The organism is Sphingobium sp. BS19, from assembly GCF_027925545.1.
Taxonomy (GTDB): domain Bacteria; phylum Pseudomonadota; class Alphaproteobacteria; order Sphingomonadales; family Sphingomonadaceae; genus Sphingobium.
This window is the reverse complement of the sequence record NZ_BSEF01000011.1, coordinates 1-22,370: the sequence shown is the minus strand read 5'-3', so window position 1 is coordinate 22,370 and position 22,370 is coordinate 1. Positions and strand designations below refer to the sequence as shown.

Here is a 22,370-nt window from a genome sequence, read left to right as displayed (position 1 = left end):
CCTTCTATCAGGCGGCATGGTGCGCAAACCCTTTGACACGGCAGGCCGGAAGACGGCGCGCGCAGGCATAGATCGCCGCACGCTGCTAATCGGCGGTGGAGCGGCTGCTGGATTGCTTATCGCCTGGGGCGCATGGCCGCGCAGCTACCAACCGAACCTGAACGTCGCGGCCAATGAAACGCTCTTCAACGCCTTTCTGAAGATCGACCGCGCAGGCCAGATCATCGTCGTCGTGCCGCAGCTTGAAATGGGGCAGGGGGTCACGACCCTGCTGCCCCAAATATTGGCCGACGAACTTGGCGCGGACTGGCGCACCGTCGCGGTGCAGCCCGCTCCCATCAGCCCGCTCTACGCCAACACCCTGCTCGCCGAGGAAGAGCTAACCTCCGACTGGCTGACGCTGCTGGGATCGGCGGGTCGCTGGGCGCAACAGCAATATGCGGTGCGTTCTGCCCTGATGCTGACCGGCGGATCGACCTCTGTACGTATGTTCGAAAGCGCCTATCGCGATGCCGGTGCCGCCGCGCGCGTGCTGCTGTGTAAGGCGGCGGCTGCGCGCTGGGACATCGCATGGGAAGCCTGCGACATTCAGAACGGCCTGATTACCGATGGCCAGCGCACGCTCAAGATTGGCGAACTGGCCAGCGAAGCCACGGCCTTCACGCTGCCCGACATCCTTCCCATGCGACAGGGCATAGACGGACGCTTGGCTGGACAGGATCTCCCGCGCCTCGACCTCCCCTCGAAAGTCGACGGTTCCGCCAACTTTGCCGCCGACATCCGCCTGCCCGACATGGTGTTCGCGTCGATCCGGCACGGACCGATCGGCGAAGCCACGCTCAAAAGCGTGAACGAAGCCGCAGCGTCCAAAGTCACCGGCTTTCTCAAGCTGATCCGCACGGAACGCTGGGTAGCGGTCGTCGCCACCAACTGGTGGGCCGCGAACAAGGCGCTCGATCTCGCCGATCCGGTCTTCACCGTCGTCGGCACCCCGCTCGACACCGACAGTATCGAAAACGCGCTCGAAGCGGCCTTTGCGAACAGCGCCGGTCGTCGGCTTTACGAAACAGGTGATCTGCTCCCCGTTTTCGAAGGCGCATCCATCGTCGCCAGCGAGTATCAGGTCGCACCCGGCCTGCACCTGACCGCAGAGACACCTGCCGCCGCCGCCCGCATCACAGACGACAAAGCCGAAATATGGATGGCAACGCAAGCACCGACCCTCGCGCGCGCCGCAATCGCCGACGCGCTTGGTCTGCCCGACGCAGCCGTCACCCTGTATCCCATGCAGGCAGGCGGATCGTTCGGGAGCCGCATGGAGCATGACGTCGGGGTACAGGCCGCCCTGATCGCCCGCGACATCGGCCGTCCCGTACAATTGATGTGGTCCCGGCTGGAGGACATCATTCAGGACCGCCCTCGCGCGCCTGCGCACGCCCGGATGGCCGCACGGCTTGGACGCGGTGGCCGTATCGAAGGCTGGCTTGCAAAGGTTGCTGCCCCTGCCGCCCTGACCGAGACATGGGAACGCATAACCGGCAACGCCCTGCCCGCCGATGTCGCGCGCAATGCGGCCAAATCCGCCGACCGGCGTGCCATATCCGGCATGGTGCCGCCATATGCGATGGGACCGTTCGCAGTCGACCACTACCCCGCCGACATCGGCTTGCCGACAGGCCGCTGGCGTTCGAATGCCGATCACTACTCGGCGTTCTTCACCGAATGCTTCATCGACGAACTGGCGCACATCGCCGGGATCGAGGCTTTGTCCTTCCGCATACAGATGCTCACCGATCAGCCACGCCTTGCCCATTGCCTCGCCAGCGCCACGGCGCTTGGCGGTTGGCAGGGCGGGATCGACGGCAGCGGGCAGGGGCTGGCCTGCCACGCGATGAGCGGTTCCTATGCCGCCGTCATGGTCGAAGCGGGTCTGTCGGGTGGCAGGCTGTCGATCAGCCGGATCGTCGCTGCGGTCGATTGCGGGGAGCAGGTCAATCCGGACATCGCCCGCCAACAGATCGAAGGCGGCGTCATATTCGGGGTCGCGTCCGCCATGGGCGCTGCGGGCAGCTATCGGCGCGGTTTGCCGACGCGCGCGATATTGGGCCGTATGGGCCTGCCCCGCCTCGCTGATATCGGAGAAATAACGGTCGAACTGATCCGCAGCACCGCAAGCACTGGCGGTATCGGCGAAGTGGCTGTACCGCCTGTCGCGCCTGCCATTGCCAACGCGCTGTTCACCGTTACCGGCCAGCGTTTTCGCAGCCTGCCGTTACTCGCCCGGGAATAAGAAATGCCGCTGGACCCATTGAACCTCGCTGCGATGGCTGTTCCCGTCGATCATCCGCCCATCGTGCCGCCGCGCGTCGGGGTGCTGCTCATCAATCTTGGCACGCCCGACGCTCCCGATGTCGCGTCGGTAAAGCGCTATTTGCTCGAATTTCTATCCGACGGTCGCGTCGTCGAAATTCCGCCGATCGTTTGGCAACCTCTGTTGCGCGGTGTCATCCTTAACACGCGCCCCAAACGGTCCGCCGCCGCTTATGCCAAGGTATGGATGCCCGAAGGGTCGCCCCTCGCCGTATTCACTCGGCGGACAGCCGAAGCATTGCAGGCGCATGTCGGCAATGGGGTCAGGGTCGATTGGGCCATGCGGTACGGCAACCCTTCTATCGCCAGTCGTTTGCAGGAGATGAAGGACGCGGGGTGCGAACGTATTTTGCTGGCACCTTTGTATCCGCAATATAGCGGCGCAACGACGGCCACTGCCAACGATGCTGCTTTTGCCGCACTCGCGCAGATGCGGTGGCAGCCCGCGATCCGCACCTTACCGCCCTATCATGACGATCCGGCCTATATCGATGCGCTAAAAGCGTCGATCGAGCGGCATCTCGCGCCGCTGGATTTCGCGCCCGACCTGATCGTCGCCAGCTTTCACGGCATGCCGGAACGTACCCTGCACATGGGCGATCCTTATCATTGCCAATGCCGCAAAACGGCGCGCTTGCTGTCCGAAGCCATGGGGCGAGAGATTGCCGTTACCTTCCAATCGCGCTTCGGTCGTGCAAAGTGGCTCGAGCCTGCCACCGACACGACGCTGGAAGGCTTGCCGGAAAAGGGTGTGCACTCCGTTGCCATCATTACCCCGGGCTTTTCAGCGGATTGCCTCGAAACCCTCGAAGAGATCGCAATGGAGGGCAAGGAGACATTTCTGTCTTCGGGTGGCAAAAATTTTGCCTATTTACCCTGTCTAAATGCAGATGCGGAGGCTATCACTCTCTACACACGGCTGTTCAGCCGTGAGTTGGCCGGATGGTGTAATATCACGGGCTGAATGTTTTCAGGATATGGCTAGGAGAGGCATATGGGCAAAGTTGCAATCGTAACCGGCGGGAGCCGGGGTATTGGCGAAGCGATCAGCCTGGCGCTGCAGGAAATGGGTATTACCGTTGCGGCAAACTATGCCGGCAATGATGAAAAGGCGAAGGCGTTTACAGAGCGCACCGGCATCGCCACTTATAAATGGGATGTCGGCGATCATGAGGCCACTTTGGCAGGATGCCAGAAAGTTGCCGAGGATCTTGGCCCGGTGGACATCGTCGTCAACAACGCCGGAATTACCCGTGACGGCGTGCTGCAGCGGATGAGTTTCGACGACTGGAACGACGTGATGCGCGTCAATTTGGGCGGCTGCTTCAACATGGCCAAAGCGACGTTCGGCGGTATGCGCGAACGGGGCTGGGGCCGGATCGTCAACATCGGCTCGATCAACGGTCAGGCCGGTCAATATGGCCAGGTAAACTATGCCGCTGCCAAATCGGGCATCCATGGCTTTACCAAGGCACTGGCGCAGGAAGGGGCGAAATATGGCGTCACCGTCAACGCAATCGCGCCCGGTTATATCGACACCGACATGGTCGCTGCCGTTCCGCCTGCTGTGCTCGAAAAGATCGTGGCGAAAATTCCGGTCGGTCGTCTGGGTCAGGCGCATGAGATCGCGCGCGGTGTGGCATTCTTGTGCAGTGACGACGCCGGTTTCGTTACAGGGTCCACATTGTCGCTTAATGGCGGCCAGCATATGTATTGATGCGTTGCGCCCCGCGGTCTCCAAAGAACGCGGGGCCGACTGTAAGGCGGCGGGACTAATATGAACCGCGACATCATGGCCGGTCCGGTCAAGCGCAGCGTCACCATTGCCGGACACCAAACGTCGATCACGCTTGAACCCTTGTTCTGGGATGCCCTGCGCGTCGCTGCAGCGAAGGCGGCGCTTCCCCTCAATGCCCTTATCGCGCAAATCGATGTCCTACGCATCGCGTCGGCTGATCCCCCCAATCTGGCCAGCGCAATTCGTCTCTGGTTGTTCGCGCATGCACGCGATACCCTCGATGGCGACTGTTCCAATATCGTTGACTGTGATAATTATTCGCAATAACTGATTTGGAGCAATGCCTGGTTAGGCCAGTATCGTTGCCGGGGGACTGACGAATGAGTAAAGTAGCGCTGCGCAACTTCTGGTTTCAATTTCACAAATGGATCGGCCTGTTGCTCGCTATTGCGATCATTCCGATCAGCGTGACCGGCGCGGCGCTTGTGTGGCACGATGCACTGGACAAGGCACTTAATCCCCAGCGTTTCGCCTTCACCCAGACGGAAGCCAAATTGGACCCGTCGGCTTATGCTGCTGCGGCCCAGCGCGTGCTGGCGCCCGGCGAGCGGATCGTATCGCTACGCTTTGCCGAAGGTGAGCCGGTCATGATCGCCGCCGCACAGCCTCGCAAGGATGGAGCGCGGGGTCGTCCCGGTCGCACCGTCGTGTACATGGATCCGGGCACGGCCAAAGTTCTCGACAAGGCCGATGGCAATGCCGGCCTCGTGCGCTTCATGCACGGATTGCACGGCAGCTTGCTGGTTCCCGGCGTAGGTCGACAGATCGTCGGCTGGATCGGCGTTGCGATGACGATCTCCACTATCTCCGGCATCTGGCTCTGGTGGCCGACGGTGGGCAGTTGGCTCAAGGGATTGCGCTGGAAACGGCATCGCAATTTCGACACCAATCTTCATCATCAGATGGGCTTCTGGATCGCCTTGCCCTTGTTCGTCCTGTCGCTGACGGGCGCCTGGATCAGCTTCCCGGCGTTCTTCGGCAAACTGTCCGGCGACGTGCAGCAGACGAGGCCGGGTCAGCCCGACCGTATGGCGATGATGCGCGCCAAGCCGCTGCCCAATCCCGTCACTTCGCTGGATCAGGCAATTGCGTCCAGCAATGCTCTAGCGCCGGAGCCCGTCACCTCGGTCAACTGGCCGACCGACCTCAAGCCCGAATGGAGCGTTTCGAAGAATGGCAAGACGGTTTCAGTGGATGACGCATCCGGCGCGGCCAAGCTCGACAAGGCGCGGGGGGAACGTCCCGAGACGACCGCTCGCCTGATGCGCCGCATCCATGATGGCACGGATATGGGTGTGGTCTGGCAAGTGGTCATCTTCATCGGCGGTATATTGCCCGCCATCCTCGCGATCACCGGGCTCATCATGTGGTGGCGCGCCCGCAAATGGCGTGGCGATCTGGCCAAGCGTCAAAGACGCAAAGCGGCTGCTGCGTAACGCAGCCGCTTTCGACCCGAAGGGATCGCGAAAGGCAATAAGCCGACACATAAAAACGGGTGGATGTACGTACAGATTTGTACGTACATCCTGTGCCGGGAAGGGCGTCTGCCCCAGCAGTACCCCGTTATCGTTCCTATCGTCCCAAAAGCCCGCGCGCCTGACCGGCAATCTCTGCCAGCATAGCGACATTGGGCACAGCCACCGACTTCGCCCGCTTTACCAGCGCCTTGAATTGCGCGATGCGCGGCGCTTGCCGTTCCAGCCAGCTATCGACGAACGCGACAACATCCTTGCCACCCGATTGGGCAAGGAAGTCGAGCCGCACCTGCTGCATGTCACGCGCTACCCCCGAAATGAGCAGGCGTTCCCACGGATCGCTCGGTTCCATGCGTGCCGCCGCCGACTGCACCCAATCGATGCCAACGGCTTCACCCAGATGCGTGAACGCCTGTGTAATGGCGACCTCGCCCACCTTCAGTCTCGCGGCGAGTTGCGCAAGTCCGACGGCACCGTCCAGTTTGAACAGCATAGCCGCGCGAGCAACCAGGGCTTCCGGCGCGCCCAGCGTCGTGAGCGTATCGGCCACCAGTCCGCTGCGCCGGATCGCTTCATGCGTAAGCAGGGAATCGACCTGCGCCGCCAGCACAGTGACGCCGGGGGCCAGGGCATCCACGCCGGCCTGCGGCAATGTTCCGGTGGGCAGGCTGCGCAGGATATCTGAAATCTGCGCGCGCATGCCCGACGCGATATGCCCGAACAAAGCAAGTCGCGCATCTTCCGCCATCGTCGCGGCGTCTATATCGTCCCAAAGCTGCCTTACGCCGAACAGACGCTCCGCAATCACGAACGCACTGGTGAGATCGGCAAGCGAACAGCCTTCCTCCTCTGCCAGCTCGAACGGATGGATCAGCCCCAGTCGATTGACGATGCGGTTCGCCAGCTTCGTCGCCACGATTTCACGGCGCAGTTGATGGTCCGCAATGGCATCGGCTTCTGCGGCCTGCATTTCCTTGGGGAATGCCGCCGCAAGTTCACCGCCCATGCCGGGATCGTCACCCAAAGACCCATGCTCTATCGCATCTTGCAAGGCGAGCTTTGCCGTCGACAGCAATACCGCCAGCTCCGGCCGGGTCAGCCCCTTGCCGTCCTGCGCGCGGCGCAGCAGTTGCTCGTTGCTCGCCAGTCCCTCGACTGCGCGATCAAGTTGCTTACTGCCTTCGAAGGTTTCGATGAGCCGTACATAGCTCGCCAGATTGGTTGCACCGCCACGTTCGGCAATGGAAAGCCCCAGCGCCTGCAGTCGGTTATCCTCCAGCACCAGTGCGGCCACATCGTCGGTCATGCGAACGAGAAGGGCATTGCGATCGTCAAGCGTCAGGCGCCCTTCGATCATTTCCTTGTTCAACGCGATCTTGATGTTCACTTCGTTATCGGAGCAATCGACGCCTGCCGAATTGTCGATAAAGTCGGTGTTGATGCGCCCGCCCGCCAGCGCGAACGCAATGCGCCCTGCCTGCGTTATGCCGAGGTTGGCTCCTTCGCCGATGGCCTTGACCTTCAGTTCCTCGGCATTGACCCGCAAACGGTCGTTGGCCGGATCGCCGACGTCGCCGTGGCTTTGGGCCGCGGCCTTCACATAGGTGCCTATGCCGCCGAACCACAGAAGATCGGCAGGGCTGCGCAATATAGCCGAGATGAGCGCCGTCGGTTCCATCTCGCTGTCCGTCACGCCCAGCACTGCCTGCACTTCGGGGGTAAGGGGGATGCTCTTCATCGACCGCGGGAAAACGCCGCCACCTGCTGAAATCAACGCCTTGTCGTAATCGTCCCAACTCGACCGCGGCAATGCAAACAGGCGTGCGCGCTCGTCCCAGCTCTTGGCAGCATCGGGATTCGGATCGAGGAAGATATGGCGATGGTCGAACGCCGCAACCAGCTTGATCGCCTTGCTCAGCAACATGCCGTTGCCAAATACGTCTCCGGACATATCGCCACAGCCGATAACATGCACCGATTCGCTTTGGACATCGGTGCCCATTTCGGCAAAGTGCCGTTGCACCGAAAGCCATGCACCGCGCGCGGTGATGCCCATTGCTTTGTGGTCGTATCCGTTCGATCCGCCGCTGGCGAAGGCATCGCCCAGCCAGAACTTGCGATCCTGCGCGATACTGTTCGCCACGTCGGAGAACGTTGCCGTACCCTTGTCGGCGGCAACCACGAAATAGGGATCGTCCCCATCCCGGATAACGACACCGGAAGGATGCTTGACCTTCCCGCTCACCAGATTGTCGGTAATCGACAGCAAGGTCCGGATGAAGATGCGATAGCTTTCCGTACCTTCGGACAGCCACGCATCGCGATCCGTTGCCGGGTTAGGCAAATGCTTGGGATAGAAGCCGCCCTTGGCGCCTGTCGGCACGATCACCGCATTCTTGACGCGCTGTGCCTTCATCAGACCCAGAATCTCTGTGCGGAAGTCGTCTCGACGGTCCGACCAGCGTAGGCCGCCGCGTGCGACCGGACCGGCGCGCAGGTGGATGCCCTCGACCCTTGGTGAATACACCCACACTTCGCGCCAGGGGAGCGGCGCAGGCAATCCGGGGACTTTTGCGCTGTCCAGTTTGAACGCCAGCGCTTCCTTGGCGGCGGGCGCAAAGAAATTGGTGCGAAGCGTCGCGACGATCACTGCGCGGAACAAGCGCAGGATGCGATCTTCGTCGATTGCGGAAACCTTCTCGAGCGCGGCGTCAATGTCGGCCTGTGCCGCCGCTGCCAGTGCTTCGCCATCGGAACGTTGCGCGGGATCGTGCAACGCGAAGAACAGGCGAACGAGCGCACGCGCGATGTCGGCTTCGCGGCGCAGCGTTTCGGCAACCGTCGCCATGCCATAGGCCATGCCCGTCTGCCGCAGATAACGGTAAAGCGCCCGGAACAGTATGACGGCTTGCGGATCGAGTCCGGCAGTGACGACCAGTTCATTGAACCGGTCGTTCTCCGCAGTGCCTTGCAACACCGTGGCAATGGCCGTTTGCACCACATCGGCACGGCCCAGCACGCTATTGGCGTCACTGCCCGGCAGTTCCAGAACGAAGCGCTGAATATAGCCCAGCGCGCCGCGATCGACCGGCGTGCTCATTTCCTCGATTGCCCGGAATCCGAAGTTCTCGAACGCAGGGACTGCTTCCGATAAGGCAATGGGCTCGTTGCTGTACAATTTCAGCCGCAGCCTTGCCGTGGCGTCATCCTCGTTGCGATACAGGCGCACGCTGCGCGCCGTTTCATCGGATAAGCGATGCAATTGACCAATATCGATCGCGGCTTCTATCGGACCGGCGCCATTGCGATAATTCATGGGAAAGGCATTGGCATAGCGCTGTGCCAATGCTGCGGCGCGGCTTGCTTCGCCCGTTTCGGCAAGCGAAGCTTCGACGGCAGGCAACCAACCGCGCACCATCCGCTGCAATTCGCGATCCAGCGCATCGGCGTCTGGGGCCATGCCGCCATCGCGCAGATCCAGCGTTATCCGCAATAGGGCAAGACCGCCTTCTTCCAGTGCAATCGACCAGCTTAGCACCGCAGCGTTGGACGCATTTGCGAGCATGTCCTGCACGGCAATACGTCGTGCAGTCGACAAGTCGTCGCGTGGCAACCACACAAAGGCATAAAGATGGCGCGCCAGTGCACTGGTCGCCAATGCCAGCTTGGGACGCGGCCGATCCGACAGCGACATGAATGTCAGCGCCAGCCGTTCCAACGTCTCACGATCGAAACCGATCAATATGTCGTGCGGCAACGTCGTCAGTGCATGCGATAGCGCCTTGCCCGCATGGCCACCGGGATCGAACCCGAACTTCTCCATCAACGCCGTCAGCGCGGACCGCAGCATCGGCACCTTTTCAGGCGTGGCGGACAGGCCCGCACTGGTCCACATTCCGGCATGTATGGAAAGAGCGACGATTTCACGACCTTCGCGCACTGGCACGATGATCACGTCGATCAGCACATTGCGATGAACGCGGGAAGATCGGTTCGATTTGATAATCAGCGGCGTGCGACCGCCTTCCTCGAACCATGCAAAAGCAGCTTCTATGGTGGCGGGCGCAAGCAATTGCTCCCCTGACAGAGCGCATATGCCCAATTGCCCACTGGCCTTGCCGCTGCGCGTGCGACGTTCATATCCTGTCTGGGTCAGATTGCGCGAAAGGAACCAGCGCAATAGAGCCGCGCCTTCCTCTTCCTGAATCGTATCCGCGTCATGCCGCAGCGCCTGCTGCATCGCTGGCCAGTCCGCGACGGCTGCGCGGACATGCGCCAGTACACGCCCCAATTCCTGTTCCAGTGCGCGGCGTACTTTCGCATCGGCCCGGTCCGCCTCGATATAGATCATCGATTCGCGACGCGCGCCTGGCGCATCTGGGGGCAGGATCGCTTTCAATGTACCATCGGCATCGCGCGAAACGGACAGAACGGGATGCAGTAACCGATGAATAACGAGATTGGCCTGCGCCAGACTGTTTGCAATCGAATCGACCAGGAACGGCATATCGTCGTTGGCGATGGCAATCCGCATGGTGCGGGGGGCGGGGACGGTATCGCTGTTGTCCGGCCCGGACTCGCCGCCTGTCGTGTCGATTGCAATGGCAGGGGTGCCGGGCATTCGGGTCGCCGCCGTTGCCGACAGAAAGGCCGCAGCGCCGGCAATCGCGCGGTCGTCGAATCCTTCACGTTCTCCAGGCAATGCACCCTGCGCGAGTGCAGTGCGTAGTGCTTCTTCTACAGCGGCTGATTTCGGCTGCGCGGATTGCGTCATTCCCTCACCTCACATGTGGACCATATGGTCCGTTATAGCGACCTATATGCCGTCGTCGACAACGAGGCTCAACCGATTTCTCGAAAGATTGTTTCGATTAACTGAAAGGAAATAACAAAAGACGGCGGCATGTTCAACGCGCCGCGTCGATGAATACCTGACTGGCCAACTTGCTGTCACTCGAAAGTGCACCGACGATCGATAATGTGCCATCGGGTTCCCGGCGGGCGACCAGAACGGCCAGACCGTCTTCATCGGTAAAGACCGTTTCGGTTGCCAATGCCCCTGCCGATTTAAACTGGTTTCTGGCAACGGCTTTCCGGTCGACTGGGGCAGGGCGCTCGGCCCGGCGCGCAGCGCGTTCATCACGTACCAGCCCTTTCAGGCCGCCCGGATAGCGTTCCAGATGTGCGGTCAGCGTGCCCGCTTCAAGCCCATTGGCCCAAGCATGATCCAGAGCCGTCGCATATTCAGTAATGCGCGTCTTGTCGTATTCCATGCCGAAAATCAGCTTGATAACGGCTGTCATCGGACTGCGCGCCTGCACCTTGATGCCAGCGACGTTGAGCATTTCGGCATAATCCTGGGGTGCATTCTGCGACGCCAGCGCGAAATCATAAGCCAGCCCAATGGCGCGATACAATGCGGCCCTGCTGCGCGCGTCATTCTGCCCGGCTTCCGCGGCGCAATCGCGTGCTATCCCCAACCAGTCGTTCAAAGAGGCTTCCGCACCCAGTTCCAAAACCTCGGTCAGTTCCAGCTCGGGCAGGAAATCGTCAGCGTCCACGCTTTCATTTTGATTTTCGCGTATCGACTTATTGTGATCTTCGCGCGATGGCCCATCGGCCCAGATCGGCGCGGCAGAGACGCTGGTCGGCGCACTGCGCAAGGCCTGGTCGACTTCTTCGGCCAACGCATCGGTCAAATCGCGGTTCGCCATTTCCTTCCAGTTGATGACGCCATAGACAAAGTCGATAGTGTCGTCATCGGATGAAAATGGCATCAAGATGCCGCGGTACATAATCTCCGCACCACGTTGATTGACGAATTCCGCCTCGAAGCCAATTGGCGCGGCATTGGCGATGATCTGCAGATAATGGTCCGTCAGACGCGATAGCAACGACCGGTTGGGAACATCGCCGATCGTATCGATCTGTCCCACGATCTCACATTCGCGGCGCAATTCGGTGCCGAGATAAACCACCGCCGGATTTTCGATGCCAGCCGTGAAGTCCAGCAGGACGCTATGCGGCCCGAAATCTTCGATCTGGTCCGGATTGAGATCCTCGATGGACGGCAGCATGCGGTCGCCCAGCAGCGATGCCCAGTAATTGTAGGCGCGCACATGCATACGCCGCTCATTGGCGCTGATCGCCGAAGGCGAATCGATGGCATGGTCATCGACAGCGTAAGCGCTGTCCTCGTGGTCGTTGGCAGCTTCATGCCCCCGCATCGTATCCATGTCCGACCTGTCCCAATAAAGCCTGTTGATGGCGTGTACGCCTGTTCTGACACAGGGATGGTAAACAGGAGGTAAACCATGTGGATAAGGCTGGTTAGCGCATACAACACCGGCGCGCTTGCAACATCGCCTCCGTGCTGATAAGCGCCCGCTTCGAGCAAGCCTCGACGCCGCTTTAGCTCAGTTGGTAGAGCACATCATTCGTAATGATGGGGTCGCCAGCAGAACTAGGGTCTTTATGGAAGGTACTTCCATAAGTAAGGTGTGAAGGGATGAAGGTTAAGCCGCTTTAGCTCAGTTGGTAGAGCATCGCATTCGTAATGCGGAGGTCACGTGTTCGAGTCACGTAAGCGGCACCAGTCCATAGCTTTGATAGCCTTTTTTGCCTTCCAAAAGCGCGTGAACCTTGGGTTCCACGTGGGTTTCTTGTGGGAGCGCGCTGGCCTTGAGCATGACGACTAACTTCAGTGTTTGGCGAATTGCGGAACGGCAGGTTTGAAGCCGTGTCGCGGGAATAGCTGACATTCACGGAGCGTTAGCTTTGCGTGTTCATCGTCGCCAGTTCCTGGCCCGGCGGCGCTCCCTAATGGATGACCGTCCGCCTCATGACGGCTAACCGCACGACAGCGGCAGCAGCATGCTCCGAACCTGACGGAAACCGGCATGGCTGGTTTGGAGAAGACCGCCGAATTTAGACACCTTTCGCTCAGACGCACATGCTCAGCCGTAGATCCGAAGAAAGGGCAGATCATCCACGCCAGATGCGCACATGGTCTAGACCGTCACCAATCTTTTTCTTGCCTATTTGAATCAGAATCCGGATCAACTGCCCATCGAGCGGAACCAGTCCCGAACGGATAGATGCAGACGGACAACCTCGTCTTCCGCGAGCGGCTTGCAATGAGCGATGGGTCCACGCAGCACGTTCAATGTCGCGATAACTCGCTCTAGAGCTTTGCGATTTTGGAAAACGTCCGCGAAATCGTTCCAATTTTGCTTGATGATCTCACCAAGCTCACCGAAGGACGTGTAATCGAGCGGCTCATCGGAGCGCGTGGCGACACCGTGCTCAATCTCTTTAAGTCTGATTCGCTCGACGTTCTCCCGCACGCTTTGCGGAGCTTTGCTCCACCATTCAGCGCCGTGACACTCCAGCATTATGCTCGTGATCAAAGATCGCATCGAGTTTTCGAGACAGTAGAAGACTCGATAATGGACGGCCATATCGCTGGCCTCCCGCCTGATCTTCTCTTCGAATTGCGGATAATAAGTTTCATCCATGCCGCCCGCTTCTGTCGGTCGGTGACCCAAATCGATATCTCTCTCGCGCTCGACAAGCTGCACCGCCGCTTCAATTGCGAGGTTGTTAAGCGCGAACAGCCTGATGCGATCAATGGATTTAGTCATCAGAAAGAAGATTTGCTTTAATCGAACTGAAGATTGCGTTGTATACTTCGACGTTAGTTGTTTCCGGCAAATTTACGTTGATGGTGTAAGCTAGCCGGAGGTCGGCCTTCTTGTGATTGTCGACGCTTGGGTCGCGCCTCACCATAGATCGGGAGATATCAAGAGGTGGAAGCTTTTGATCGTTTGGCTGGTCCGTCTGATCAGCATCAAAGTCAGCAAGTTGCTTACAGGCTTTGAAACTCCCGGCAATAGCGGTGACCGTGCTATCAGACCTGTCCCTCCCTGTTACTTCGACCACGAGATTCTTCAGCTTGTCATCAGATAGATCATTCGCAAACTCATTGCGCTTGAACAGGTCCGCCCATCCAATCCGCATCGCTTCCGCCATAGCGGCTCCGCTGCTGTCAGCGTTGCGAAAGCGGCGATACAGGTCCGTTGGCTTGCCGTCGTTCTCAAGAAAACCGATCCGTTTCAGGAAGGGGATGAAAGCGCGGGCGCTACCTGAGCCATATCCAAGGACAGTCTCTTGAAAATCTTGCGTGTAGCGATCGGGCATCTTGGCTTGCTGAATCTTCTCGAAAATCTTGCCGATCAGGCCTGTGGAATTGATGAACGGTGGCAATGCCATAGCGGATGATCCCCCTTGTTGCCCCATCCTAAACCAAGCGGTTGCCGCACGTCACCTAAATATCACGATGCAGAATGACCCAATTCCTACGGCTCGAGCCTAAACGATGCGACTGCGGTGCGTCGGATATTGCCGTAGAACCGGACGCTATACTCGTTGGGCTAAAATATGGGGTAAGTCCCACCAACAGTCGCCATCTAGATGTCCGCTTGGACGCGGTAATATTGCTCTAATCGACTTGGATTGGCGCAAAGCGGATACGAAAAAGCAGGTATCTTATATGGGGACTGTGCAGATTTGCCTCAGTCCAACAACTCTCCCGACGTACAACCCAAAGCCACCGCCACCCGTTCGACTACTGATACAGTTGGGTTCTTCACAACGCGCTCAATGCCGCTGATGTAAGTCCGGTCCAATCCAGCTTCGTCAGCAAGCGCCTCCTGCGACCAGCCGCGTTCCTTGCGCAGCCGCTTCATATTCACAGCCAATCGTTGCCTGACATCCATCGTCCAGTTTGAACTGGAATGTGGCTGATAGAACCACGGACTATGAATCTCATTTTTACTAGCCTTGGCAGCATGTTCCGATAAATCAGATCGGGACGTGGATGCCTCAACGCGCCGTCAACCCGACGGTCCATCCCACGAAAGGGGATTACCAATGAAGAAAATTACATCAATGCTTGCAGCTCTGACGCTGCTATCGGCCTGCACCACGGCTGCCGATGTCTCCACGCCTTTGGCGGCTGGCGGCGACAAGAATGCCAAGTTCGACATCAAGGATACGGCCAACGGCTTTACCGTCGATCTGAGCTATTCCCGTTACCAGTTCGTGCCCGAAGCGGACGCATTGTTGGTCGCGTGTCGCTCCATTGCCACCACCCGCGCCTACGAAGAAGCTAAAAGCCGGGGCAAGGAAATCCAGCCGATCAATGAACAGACGCTGCGCGTTTCAACGGGCCGCAACGGCCTGAGCGGACGAACCTCATGCCGGGCGTTTGTCGAAGCCACATGGAAATAATGGGAGGAAGCAACTCATGACGAAAAGGCCCGCCAAACAAGGCTTCTTTGCTTCTTTAACGAGCGGTCTTGTTCCCTTCGGAACATTCAAAATCTTTGCGGACGCATTGTCGGCCACCCGGGAGGCAGAACAATTTGCAAAGCAACACGGGGAAATCTTAGGCGAAATAGACCGTCTTCTCGAGCAAAGCATTGCAGGATGTAGCCAGGAACAACGGGAAATAAATGATAAGAGAATCGAATAACTATTCGTCGAGTCCAAGAAGCTTATGGAATAAGTAATGTGGTCAAGACTGGCATATGTGCTTTATCTCATATTATATTTTTGCTCTATCGCGGCGGCCTATGTTATAGCCTTTCTTTTATTTATGTATTTTGGTTATGACATACTGATGTTCATTTTCTTTTAGAAGAAATACTTTTTATTATCTTTAAATGCCAACCCCTGCGGAGCAATCCTTGGGGGTTTTTTATTGGAGTCAACACATGCACACAATCACCACTTGGGCCGAATTGGCCCGCTATCTGCGAGAGCCAATTCATCCTGACCTCAAATGCTTGCTTGAAACGCGGCGCGACCAATTGGCCGACTATGGCGACCTTACCGAACTAGGCACGTTCAATGTTGTTCAGCCGGGCGACACGCTGGAAGCGATCGAAACAGCATTGCACTTCCCGCTCAACATGGACGGGGCACCTACCTGGGAATGGGTAGAGCGACATGGTGCATTCTTCGAAGCGCCAATCATCCTGTCCGACGATGGCTTTGGTCATGTGCTGATCATCCAGGACACGGAAGGCGTCGACCCAACGCTTTTGGCACTCTGCCGCGAACACGCCTGACCGCATCATCAACATCCATCGCAGCGTCCTTCGGGGCGCTTTTTTTATATCCGGAGAATATGCATGCTAGCATTTTACAAAGCCGCCGAACTGGAAGCGGCGCTATCTATTTCGTTGTGTCCCAATCTTGAGACGTTGCTGCGGAAACGCGTTGCGCAAATTATGGCGGACGGACTTGGGGACTTCACGCATCTTCTCGTCGTTGCCGCCGATGACACAGAAGCCATGATCGAGGAGGAAGTCGCCTTCTCGCCTGTGGTGTCCGACGGCATTCGCTTCGGCCAGCCCAACTTCTCGCCGCACTGGGACGTCTTGCACAATCATGGCGGATGGTTCGAGGTCACGTTCTGCATCGGCAATGGGGGATGGGCCGTGGTGCTACTTATCGAGGATACCGTCGGCGGCAGATTTCCAGAGCTTCAGGCCATGTGCCGGGCTGCAACTGACTGAAAACCTGCCATACTGGCGTCGCTGGCGTCGCGCGGGAGCGCCAAACTCGCCGAACGCAGTCTTGATTGCCGAAAATCACATGCATCGACCAAAAAAGCAGGCGGTGAAAAAATATTTTATCCCGGCGCTACGCCCGTCGAATTCAGGTACCCCCCCTACCTGTTTCTCAAGCAGGCTCTCCAGCAGCTACCTTGATAGAGATACATAGCAAGGATGAGAAAACTTAAGCCTAGTTACGTTCGTTAGCTTAAACCATAAAATTAGCTTTCTAATGTACTATTATTCATAAACATCATAATGTGACAATATACGCACTTTGACAGGTATTTAATCTTGGCTTATATAGTGTCTACCATGTCTTAAACGTCCAGGTATTGAGGACCTATATTAATATTATGTCCGATAAATACTGAAAATCTTTAGATATGTGTAGTGGTGTTTAATACCAGAGGAAGGGTAAGCATCATTCTAGCGCTTGCGAATGAGCAAAAATTTCGGTGTTGTTATGAAGTTAGACTACAAAATATTACGGTATCATGTTTATAGCTTTGAAGCTGTCTATTCCGATGGTGGGGAAGTATTTAAATATCCAAATTGGCGCAATGCTTCGATATATCAAATTGTTGCATACCTTTGGCAAATGATACGCCGATGGAACTTAGATGAGTATGAACTGCGACGTCGACTTGAAAACGAAGGGTTCGGGAATACAGAAATAGTATCTCTGCTAGTAAATCTTTACGGCGAAGGGCAATGTGAAGAGCCGCTGTGGCGCCACGATGGAAGCGGCGGATTACAGTGTATCGAACTCCCCATACAATAAGACATTGTTCGGGGGGGGCATCCCCCCGAACAATGAATGTAGGCTGCGCTGGCTCTTTAACCGATGACAGCTGCCACTCACATCATATCTACGACTTTGATGGCCAGATGCTTTGCGTCGGCCATGTAGCGCGACCGTGATACGGGTCGCTTTAGGGTATAGCCCATGCAAAATCTTCTACACTCCAAGGCGGCTGATGCCGTTTACTGGGCCGAATTTGGCCTCACCTTAATTCCCATCGGGTCGGTGTCCACAACACCGGCTGTCGAACTCGATGAATGGCGTCGGCGTTATTCCGTCGATGCCGTAGCCGCACATTTTGAAAAGCATACGCATGATCGGATCGGTGCATTTCTTCCGTCAGGCGTAATTGGATTCCGCGCTATTCGCGTGGAATTCGAGGGCGTGCTGACTGCCTTTCTTCAATCGCTTCACGCTGCGCCGCTTATGTGGCTCAGTGGCAAGGGCTCATTCTATCGCATGGCTCCCGGACAGTCGGTAACAGATTGGCATGCTCTCGCTCCGGATGGCGTAGAGATCATTGGCAGTGACGACATACTGTTGCTGCCTACAGGGAGCGCATTCAACCGTGATGCCTTTCCAGCGACCACCATCGACGATCTTGCGATTGTCTCGACGCTCGATATGGCGACCCCGGAAGGTCAGGTCGACATCGATCAACCGGCTTCTGTGGTTGTGGACGATATCGTCGACACGCCTCTTGCCGCAATGAGCGTAAGGGGTTCGGCATCGGTGTTCGAGGAACGGGCGCTGTTGGCGAAGCCGCTTTTGGGCCATGTCGTGATGATGGGGCAGGCAACTGTCTGGTATGCTCCGCCCAATTCCGGGAAAACCTTGATCATGCTCGCGCTGCTACTTCAGGCGATATCCGGGAGTAACGTCCGCGCTGAAAATTGTTACTTCATCAATGCCGATGACAATGAAGCGGGTATAGCCGAAAAGCTCAGGCTTCTGGATGATCTAGGCGCGCATACCCTGATCCCGGGTGAGGGCGGGTTCGAGCCTGCATCATTCGCCGATCAACTTGATGCCATGGCGGCGAACGACCAGTGTCGGGGTGTGGTAATCGTCCTGGATACGATCAAGAAATGCGCCGATCTGATGGATAAGCGCGAAAGCGCCCGGTTCGCTCATTCAGTTCGACGCTTCACGCAGAAGGGCGGCACCTTTCTGGGTCTGGCACATACAAGGAAAAATCCCGGCACTAACGGAAGGGCAGTATACGGTGGGACAACGGACCTGATAGAAGATAGCGACGCCGTTTTCATCCTTAACGCCCCGTATGACTCTGCCGCGACCGGCGAAAAAATCGTTAAATTCGAGACGTTCAAAAAGCGTGGCGGTGGGGTCGAAGAGACTTACGCTTACGCCACGGATGCCGTCAGCTATGACGAGTTGCTCGCCTCGGTTCGGCTGGTCGATCCCGACGATGTCGAACGCTTGGAGTCCCACGCCAAGGAAGTCGATGATCAGACGATCGTAGATGCCGTCATCGCCTGCATCGATCAAGGGATCACCATGAAAATGCCATTGGTCGCTGCAGTGGCCGAAGCGGCCAAGATATCAAAGCGCTCGGCTTTGCGCGTCATAGAGCGATATCAAGGCAACGACGGTAACGGCATCTGGTCGTACACCGTCCAGGCGCGCGGTGCGAAAGTCTATGCGGTCGTTCGCGACGGCTGACGCAAAGTGCCGAAGGGAGCGCCAGGTTCCAGTTTCCAGACTTTCGGGCTCACGCCCTGTGCGTGGACGGTGCGGAACTGAATCTGGCGTGGCCTGCCGCACACCCTGACCGCGACATGCACTCAACGCCGGGTCAGGTCCCGAGTGCTCCATGTTTGCCAATTCCCCGAAGGCAGGAGGGCCGAGCTGGCCTTCCCGCTACCCAACTCCCATCGGCCCCGGCGCGCGGCTGGTGGCTTGGAACAATCGATACTTTTAAAGGAACCACTCCATGCCCAAAATTAAACTGGATGCCGCGTTCTGCCTGATCGCTCAGTGTGATCCCGGTAAGCGTAAGACCGACTATTACGACACTTCGACAACCGGCTTCGTGCTCGAGGCACGGCCCAATGGCGGCAAGACATACTATCTTCGTTACCAAGACGACCATGGACGCCAGCGACAGCACAAAATTGCAGCCTACGGCGACATCACCTTCGACAAGGCCCGGAAGGAAGCGCAGCGCCTTCGTTCGCAGGTCGTACTTGGTGGCGATCCAGCCGCCAGCCGGGAAGAAAAACGGGCAGTCACAACGTACGCTGTCCTTGCTGCGCAGCATCTCGACTATGCGCGGTCGTATCAAAAGTCGCCTGCGAACACCGAACGCATCATCCGGCTCCATCTACTTCCACGCTGGGGGCGGCTTCGACTTGATGAGATCACGCAACCGGCAATCGCAAAATGGCTGGCGGAAAGGAATGCGTCGGGTCTTGCACCGGCGACCGTTGAGAAGATTCGTGTCATATTAAACCGTAGCTTCGAACTGGCCATTCGCTGGAACATGCCGGGCGTTACGAAAAACCCGGTGAAGGGCATACCGCGCAAGCCGGTCAACAACGCCCGAGAACGCTATCTGAACGCAGCGGAAGCAAAGCGGCTGTTGGCAGCCGTCGATGCGTCCCGGAATACGCAGCTCGGAGCAATTATCCGGCTGTTGCTCTTAACCGGCGCGCGAGTATCGGAACTGCTACACGCCCAATGGCAATACATCGACGTTGAGCGGCGGGTGTGGCTCATTCCAACGTCGAAAACGGGAAAGCCACGTCATGTCCCTTTGTCGCAAGCGGCGATCGACGTGATCGAACATGTTCCTCGCTTCAACGGCTGCCCTTACCTGTTGCCGAACCCGGATACGCTCAAACCGTTCGTCACCCTGAAGCACGGGTGGCAGGCGGCAAGGGATGAAGCTTTGCTTCCTGACCTTCGCATCCATGACCTCCGGCACAGCGCCGCGAGCTTCATGATAAATGCAGGCGTCGACCTGTTCGCCGTTGGAAGGGTACTGGGCCACGCGGATCATAAATCGACCATGCGTTACAGCCACCTTGCCAACGACACGCTGCTGGCGGCTGTCGAGGCCGGGGCGAGGAAGATGGGTACTCTGCGAAACTAAAAGCTGCATCCGTCCATGTGCTGGCCTCGCGGCTGGTGCGTGGGCGGATGGCCCTTCCGTCCCCAATTTTTTTGCCTTCAAGAAGGTCAACCAAAGGAATATAATCATGAATACGCGCTCTGCCGCACACATCAAGCTCACGAAGCAGCCAGCACCTAACCCAATTGACGGCATGCGCAGCATGCTTGAAGGGTTTGGCCCTGACGTTAACAAGCACGACCGGGCTGACGTCGTCATTCAGGCCTGCATCGCCCAAAGCTATGTCACTCGATCCCAAATCATCGACATCGCAAAACAGCTGGGACTGAACCCTGCCCACGTTGCGATAAGGCTCAAGGCAGGCACCGGTCGCAATCCGGATGGCTACATGTGGCATCATGACGACGAAGGGCAATACAGCCTACACGCCTAACAACGATTAGCCCCACCTGAGCAAACAGGTGGGGCTATGGCGGCGCTTACATCTCGCTGAATTCCTGAACTATCACAAAGAAGACTAATCGTATTTGCTATTTCAACGCTTCCGCAGTCGACAGATTCATATCCAAATATTATCCTGTATTTCCGATCCGAATGAACCCTTGAGCATCAGGGTTAAGTCGGCAAACTCACCGGAGCCTTCGATGCCGACGTAAGTGTATCCGCCTGTCCTGGAGATGGTTAGCAATCCTTTGCCAATCGCGTCACCGACAGTTGTCGCATCAAGGTTGTAAGACGTGAAATCTAGAATATCTTGCACGTTGCCGCTGGCAGCAAAATCATTGATGATCGGACGAAGGGAAGAGGCTGTTTCGTTGGCGGCCAATTCAAAGCGATCCGAACCAGCACCCCCGGTCAATTCGACTTTGCCTGTTCCATCCCAGTTAACGAGCGTGATCTTGTCATCACCTTTCCCAGCAATCACTCGGCCGCCCGCCCCAGACACTGTTATCATGTCGTTACCATCGCCAGCATCGGCTACTGGCAAAACGAAACTTCCGTCGCCGTAAGCAAACCCACTAATCGAGATGACGTCATTGCCACCCTTCGTATATACGACGCGGGCAGAGCTTGAAACGACATCATTGCCACTGCCGGTCGTGATTTCAGTAATGTCTTCGATGCGGTCCAGTCCAATTTCGATACCGCGCGCGAAACCGTTTTCCACATAAATGGCGGACTTGGCGCCTTCGTAAACAAGCTTGCTAGCATAAAAATAGGTATCGTTATCGCCATCCAGCGCTGCCACAATTTTTACGCCCAGAGCGTCGATAAAGTCTTCACCATCCCCATCCTCGACGACGATATTTTCGGCGCCATCGATAATAGCGTCAACGTACAAACGGTCATCGCCCGTTCCCAACTTCAAATGAGATGATGCTTTGGCGTCGTATTCGACGTGGATGAAATCGTTACCTGCACCCATGTCAATTTTGCGTCCAGACACATCGGCTGGCTCAATGACGTCATTGAATGAGGTTGCTTTGATGGACGTGCCTACCACGTCCCAAATCACACCGTTGGTGTCAGCACCTTCAGCGAAGTAGAGTTGGTTCTCTGCCAGTTGGCCGTATCGCTCTGGCTTGGCGCCTTCGAATTCACCGATTTGCAGGTTAAAGCTGTATCCATTGTCGTACCTGGGAGGTGAAATGTAAAAATCTTCCGGATATTTATCGCGAACCTTAGTACCATCCAAGAAATAGAAATCGCCGTTGGTTTTTTTAACGCCGACCCATCCGATGCCGTCGAACCGATCATAGTCTGTATAAAAACTGTGATCATAATTCAGATTGCTCGTTAAATCCCCGCCCCATTTCTGGGCGAGAGCGCGTGCCTCATCCCAATTGATGAATTTGCTATAAGTGGTCCAGATGCTCGTTGATACCATGGCAATATCTCCCCCAAACGATAGATATTACTGCATCCGGAAGTCTGAATTTGATAGTGAAGATATTGTTATCGCTGATCATTCTTCGGATTTTAGGTTTTCGTGAGCGCTATCCAGACTTTGTGGCGGGAGAGCGCTGCACCGTCCCAGTGAGAGTCATGGTCTTACATTTAAACGAGACCGGCCGATTTAGCCCGTCTTATTCACCGTGCTTAGTTAGAAGGGTTGGCGGGAGTGGCCTAAGCAGTTGCTTTATAGTAGGAAAATGGGTGTCGAAGCCAATCCTGCAACGAGGCAAAAAATGCCACAAGCCACACC

General features: G+C 57.2%; 20 protein-coding genes and 1 tRNA gene. 14 read left to right on the top strand and 7 right to left on the bottom strand.

The features are described 5' to 3' along the window. The first annotated feature begins 16 nt into the window (after positions 1-16). From QMG56_RS13875 to QMG56_RS13855, 5 genes are all read left to right on the top strand, one after another. Positions 17-2,290 (top strand): xanthine dehydrogenase family protein molybdopterin-binding subunit, encoded by a 2,274-nt coding sequence (locus tag QMG56_RS13875; protein ID WP_281822908.1) that lies wholly within the window; start codon positions 17-19, stop codon positions 2,288-2,290. A gap of 33 nt (positions 2,291-2,323) precedes the next feature. Beyond that, complete coding sequence (gene hemH / locus QMG56_RS13870) at positions 2,324-3,334, top strand: ferrochelatase (protein ID WP_281823038.1); 1,011 nt, start codon at positions 2,324-2,326, stop codon at positions 3,332-3,334. Between the two features lie 30 nt (positions 3,335-3,364). After that, a complete protein-coding gene (gene phbB, locus QMG56_RS13865; protein WP_281822907.1) occupies positions 3,365-4,087 on the top strand; it encodes an acetoacetyl-CoA reductase in 723 nt (240 codons plus the stop codon). 75 nt (positions 4,088-4,162) lie between these two features. Continuing rightward, positions 4,163-4,435, top strand: a complete 273-nt coding sequence (locus QMG56_RS13860; RefSeq protein WP_281823037.1) for a ribbon-helix-helix domain-containing protein — start codon at positions 4,163-4,165, stop codon at positions 4,433-4,435. A gap of 53 nt (positions 4,436-4,488) precedes the next feature. Then, complete coding sequence (locus QMG56_RS13855; protein WP_281822906.1) at positions 4,489-5,604, top strand: PepSY domain-containing protein; 1,116 nt, start codon at positions 4,489-4,491, stop codon at positions 5,602-5,604. A 136-nt stretch (positions 5,605-5,740) separates the two neighbouring features. Here the strand turns inward: QMG56_RS13855 and QMG56_RS13850 are convergent, their stop codons facing one another. Together QMG56_RS13850 and QMG56_RS13845 are read right to left on the bottom strand one after the other, a co-directional pair. After that, positions 5,741-10,417, bottom strand: a complete 4,677-nt coding sequence (locus QMG56_RS13850) for an NAD-glutamate dehydrogenase domain-containing protein (RefSeq protein ID WP_281822905.1) — start codon at positions 10,415-10,417, stop codon at positions 5,741-5,743. 133 nt (positions 10,418-10,550) lie between these two features. Next, positions 10,551-11,879 (bottom strand): hypothetical protein, encoded by a 1,329-nt coding sequence (locus QMG56_RS13845; protein WP_281822904.1) that lies wholly within the window; start codon positions 11,877-11,879, stop codon positions 10,551-10,553. Between the two features lie 283 nt (positions 11,880-12,162). Here QMG56_RS13845 and QMG56_RS13840 point away from each other — a divergent pair. Further along, positions 12,163-12,238: transfer RNA gene (locus QMG56_RS13840), tRNA-Thr, on the top strand. On the opposite strand, the gene QMG56_RS13835 is transcribed toward QMG56_RS13840, so the two are convergent. From QMG56_RS13835 to QMG56_RS13820, 4 genes are all read right to left on the bottom strand, one after another. Further along, on the bottom strand, positions 12,222-12,404 hold the full coding sequence (locus QMG56_RS13835; RefSeq protein WP_281822903.1) for a hypothetical protein: 183 nt from the start codon (positions 12,402-12,404) through the stop codon (positions 12,222-12,224). The two genes, QMG56_RS13840 and QMG56_RS13835, sit on opposite strands and share 17 nt — an antisense overlap. Before the next feature lie 297 nt (positions 12,405-12,701). Then, a complete protein-coding gene (locus QMG56_RS13830; RefSeq protein WP_281822902.1) occupies positions 12,702-13,286 on the bottom strand; it encodes a Swt1 family HEPN domain-containing protein in 585 nt (194 codons plus the stop codon). Continuing rightward, on the bottom strand, positions 13,279-13,914 hold the full coding sequence (locus QMG56_RS13825; protein WP_281822901.1) for a DUF5343 domain-containing protein: 636 nt from the start codon (positions 13,912-13,914) through the stop codon (positions 13,279-13,281). The genes QMG56_RS13830 and QMG56_RS13825 overlap by 8 nt, the downstream gene beginning before the upstream one ends. A gap of 302 nt (positions 13,915-14,216) precedes the next feature. Continuing rightward, on the bottom strand, positions 14,217-14,390 hold the full coding sequence (locus tag QMG56_RS13820; protein ID WP_281822900.1) for a helix-turn-helix domain-containing protein: 174 nt from the start codon (positions 14,388-14,390) through the stop codon (positions 14,217-14,219). Between the two features lie 184 nt (positions 14,391-14,574). Between QMG56_RS13820 and QMG56_RS13815 the strand changes: the two genes are divergently transcribed. The 8 genes from QMG56_RS13815 to QMG56_RS13780 all read left to right on the top strand — a co-directional run bounded on the left by QMG56_RS13815 (position 14,575) and on the right by QMG56_RS13780 (position 20,597). After that, a complete protein-coding gene (locus QMG56_RS13815; protein WP_281822899.1) occupies positions 14,575-14,934 on the top strand; it encodes a hypothetical protein in 360 nt (119 codons plus the stop codon). Between the two features lie 16 nt (positions 14,935-14,950). After that, the gene (locus tag QMG56_RS13810; RefSeq protein ID WP_281822898.1) at positions 14,951-15,178 is read left to right on the top strand and encodes a hypothetical protein; all 228 of its coding nucleotides are present in this window, start codon (positions 14,951-14,953) and stop codon (positions 15,176-15,178) included. A 241-nt stretch (positions 15,179-15,419) separates the two neighbouring features. Further along, on the top strand, positions 15,420-15,776 hold the full coding sequence (locus QMG56_RS13805) for a hypothetical protein (protein WP_281822897.1): 357 nt from the start codon (positions 15,420-15,422) through the stop codon (positions 15,774-15,776). A 63-nt stretch (positions 15,777-15,839) separates the two neighbouring features. After that, positions 15,840-16,226, top strand: a complete 387-nt coding sequence (locus tag QMG56_RS13800) for a hypothetical protein (RefSeq protein WP_281822896.1) — start codon at positions 15,840-15,842, stop codon at positions 16,224-16,226. A gap of 481 nt (positions 16,227-16,707) precedes the next feature. Continuing rightward, positions 16,708-17,049, top strand: coding sequence for a hypothetical protein (locus QMG56_RS13795; protein WP_281822895.1), 342 nt, complete (start codon positions 16,708-16,710; stop codon positions 17,047-17,049). Between the two features lie 165 nt (positions 17,050-17,214). Further along, positions 17,215-18,753 carry an AAA family ATPase gene (locus QMG56_RS13790; protein WP_281822894.1) on the top strand — a complete coding sequence of 513 codons (1,539 nt, stop codon included), beginning with the start codon at positions 17,215-17,217 and terminating at the stop codon, positions 18,751-18,753. A gap of 271 nt (positions 18,754-19,024) precedes the next feature. Continuing rightward, positions 19,025-20,185 (top strand): site-specific integrase, encoded by a 1,161-nt coding sequence (locus QMG56_RS13785; protein WP_281822893.1) that lies wholly within the window; start codon positions 19,025-19,027, stop codon positions 20,183-20,185. Between the two features lie 106 nt (positions 20,186-20,291). Continuing rightward, positions 20,292-20,597: a hypothetical protein gene (locus QMG56_RS13780; protein WP_281822892.1), complete on the top strand. Its 306-nt coding sequence runs from the start codon at positions 20,292-20,294 to the stop codon at positions 20,595-20,597. A gap of 126 nt (positions 20,598-20,723) precedes the next feature. Here the strand turns inward: QMG56_RS13780 and QMG56_RS13775 are convergent, their stop codons facing one another. Beyond that, positions 20,724-22,052 (bottom strand): hypothetical protein, encoded by a 1,329-nt coding sequence (locus QMG56_RS13775; RefSeq protein ID WP_281822891.1) that lies wholly within the window; start codon positions 22,050-22,052, stop codon positions 20,724-20,726. Positions 22,053-22,370 lie beyond the last annotated feature (318 nt).

Coding starts and splice junctions, on each gene's coding strand:
- QMG56_RS13875 (WP_281822908.1), top strand. CDS start 17: ATGGTGCGCAAACCCTTTGACACGGCAGGCCGGAAGACGGCGCGCGCA.
- hemH (WP_281823038.1), top strand. CDS start 2,324: ATGGCTGTTCCCGTCGATCATCCGCCCATCGTGCCGCCGCGCGTCGGG.
- phbB (WP_281822907.1), top strand. CDS start 3,365: ATGGGCAAAGTTGCAATCGTAACCGGCGGGAGCCGGGGTATTGGCGAA.
- QMG56_RS13860 (WP_281823037.1), top strand. CDS start 4,163: ATGGCCGGTCCGGTCAAGCGCAGCGTCACCATTGCCGGACACCAAACG.
- QMG56_RS13855 (WP_281822906.1), top strand. CDS start 4,489: ATGAGTAAAGTAGCGCTGCGCAACTTCTGGTTTCAATTTCACAAATGG.
- QMG56_RS13850 (WP_281822905.1), bottom strand. CDS start 10,417: ATGACGCAATCCGCGCAGCCGAAATCAGCCGCTGTAGAAGAAGCACTA.
- QMG56_RS13845 (WP_281822904.1), bottom strand. CDS start 11,879: ATGGATACGATGCGGGGGCATGAAGCTGCCAACGACCACGAGGACAGC.
- QMG56_RS13835 (WP_281822903.1), bottom strand. CDS start 12,404: ATGTCAGCTATTCCCGCGACACGGCTTCAAACCTGCCGTTCCGCAATT.
- QMG56_RS13830 (WP_281822902.1), bottom strand. CDS start 13,286: ATGACTAAATCCATTGATCGCATCAGGCTGTTCGCGCTTAACAACCTC.
- QMG56_RS13825 (WP_281822901.1), bottom strand. CDS start 13,914: ATGGCATTGCCACCGTTCATCAATTCCACAGGCCTGATCGGCAAGATT.
- QMG56_RS13820 (WP_281822900.1), bottom strand. CDS start 14,390: ATGAAGCGGCTGCGCAAGGAACGCGGCTGGTCGCAGGAGGCGCTTGCT.
- QMG56_RS13815 (WP_281822899.1), top strand. CDS start 14,575: ATGAAGAAAATTACATCAATGCTTGCAGCTCTGACGCTGCTATCGGCC.
- QMG56_RS13810 (WP_281822898.1), top strand. CDS start 14,951: ATGACGAAAAGGCCCGCCAAACAAGGCTTCTTTGCTTCTTTAACGAGC.
- QMG56_RS13805 (WP_281822897.1), top strand. CDS start 15,420: ATGCACACAATCACCACTTGGGCCGAATTGGCCCGCTATCTGCGAGAG.
- QMG56_RS13800 (WP_281822896.1), top strand. CDS start 15,840: ATGCTAGCATTTTACAAAGCCGCCGAACTGGAAGCGGCGCTATCTATT.
- QMG56_RS13795 (WP_281822895.1), top strand. CDS start 16,708: ATGAGCAAAAATTTCGGTGTTGTTATGAAGTTAGACTACAAAATATTA.
- QMG56_RS13790 (WP_281822894.1), top strand. CDS start 17,215: ATGCAAAATCTTCTACACTCCAAGGCGGCTGATGCCGTTTACTGGGCC.
- QMG56_RS13785 (WP_281822893.1), top strand. CDS start 19,025: ATGCCCAAAATTAAACTGGATGCCGCGTTCTGCCTGATCGCTCAGTGT.
- QMG56_RS13780 (WP_281822892.1), top strand. CDS start 20,292: ATGAATACGCGCTCTGCCGCACACATCAAGCTCACGAAGCAGCCAGCA.
- QMG56_RS13775 (WP_281822891.1), bottom strand. CDS start 22,052: ATGGTATCAACGAGCATCTGGACCACTTATAGCAAATTCATCAATTGG.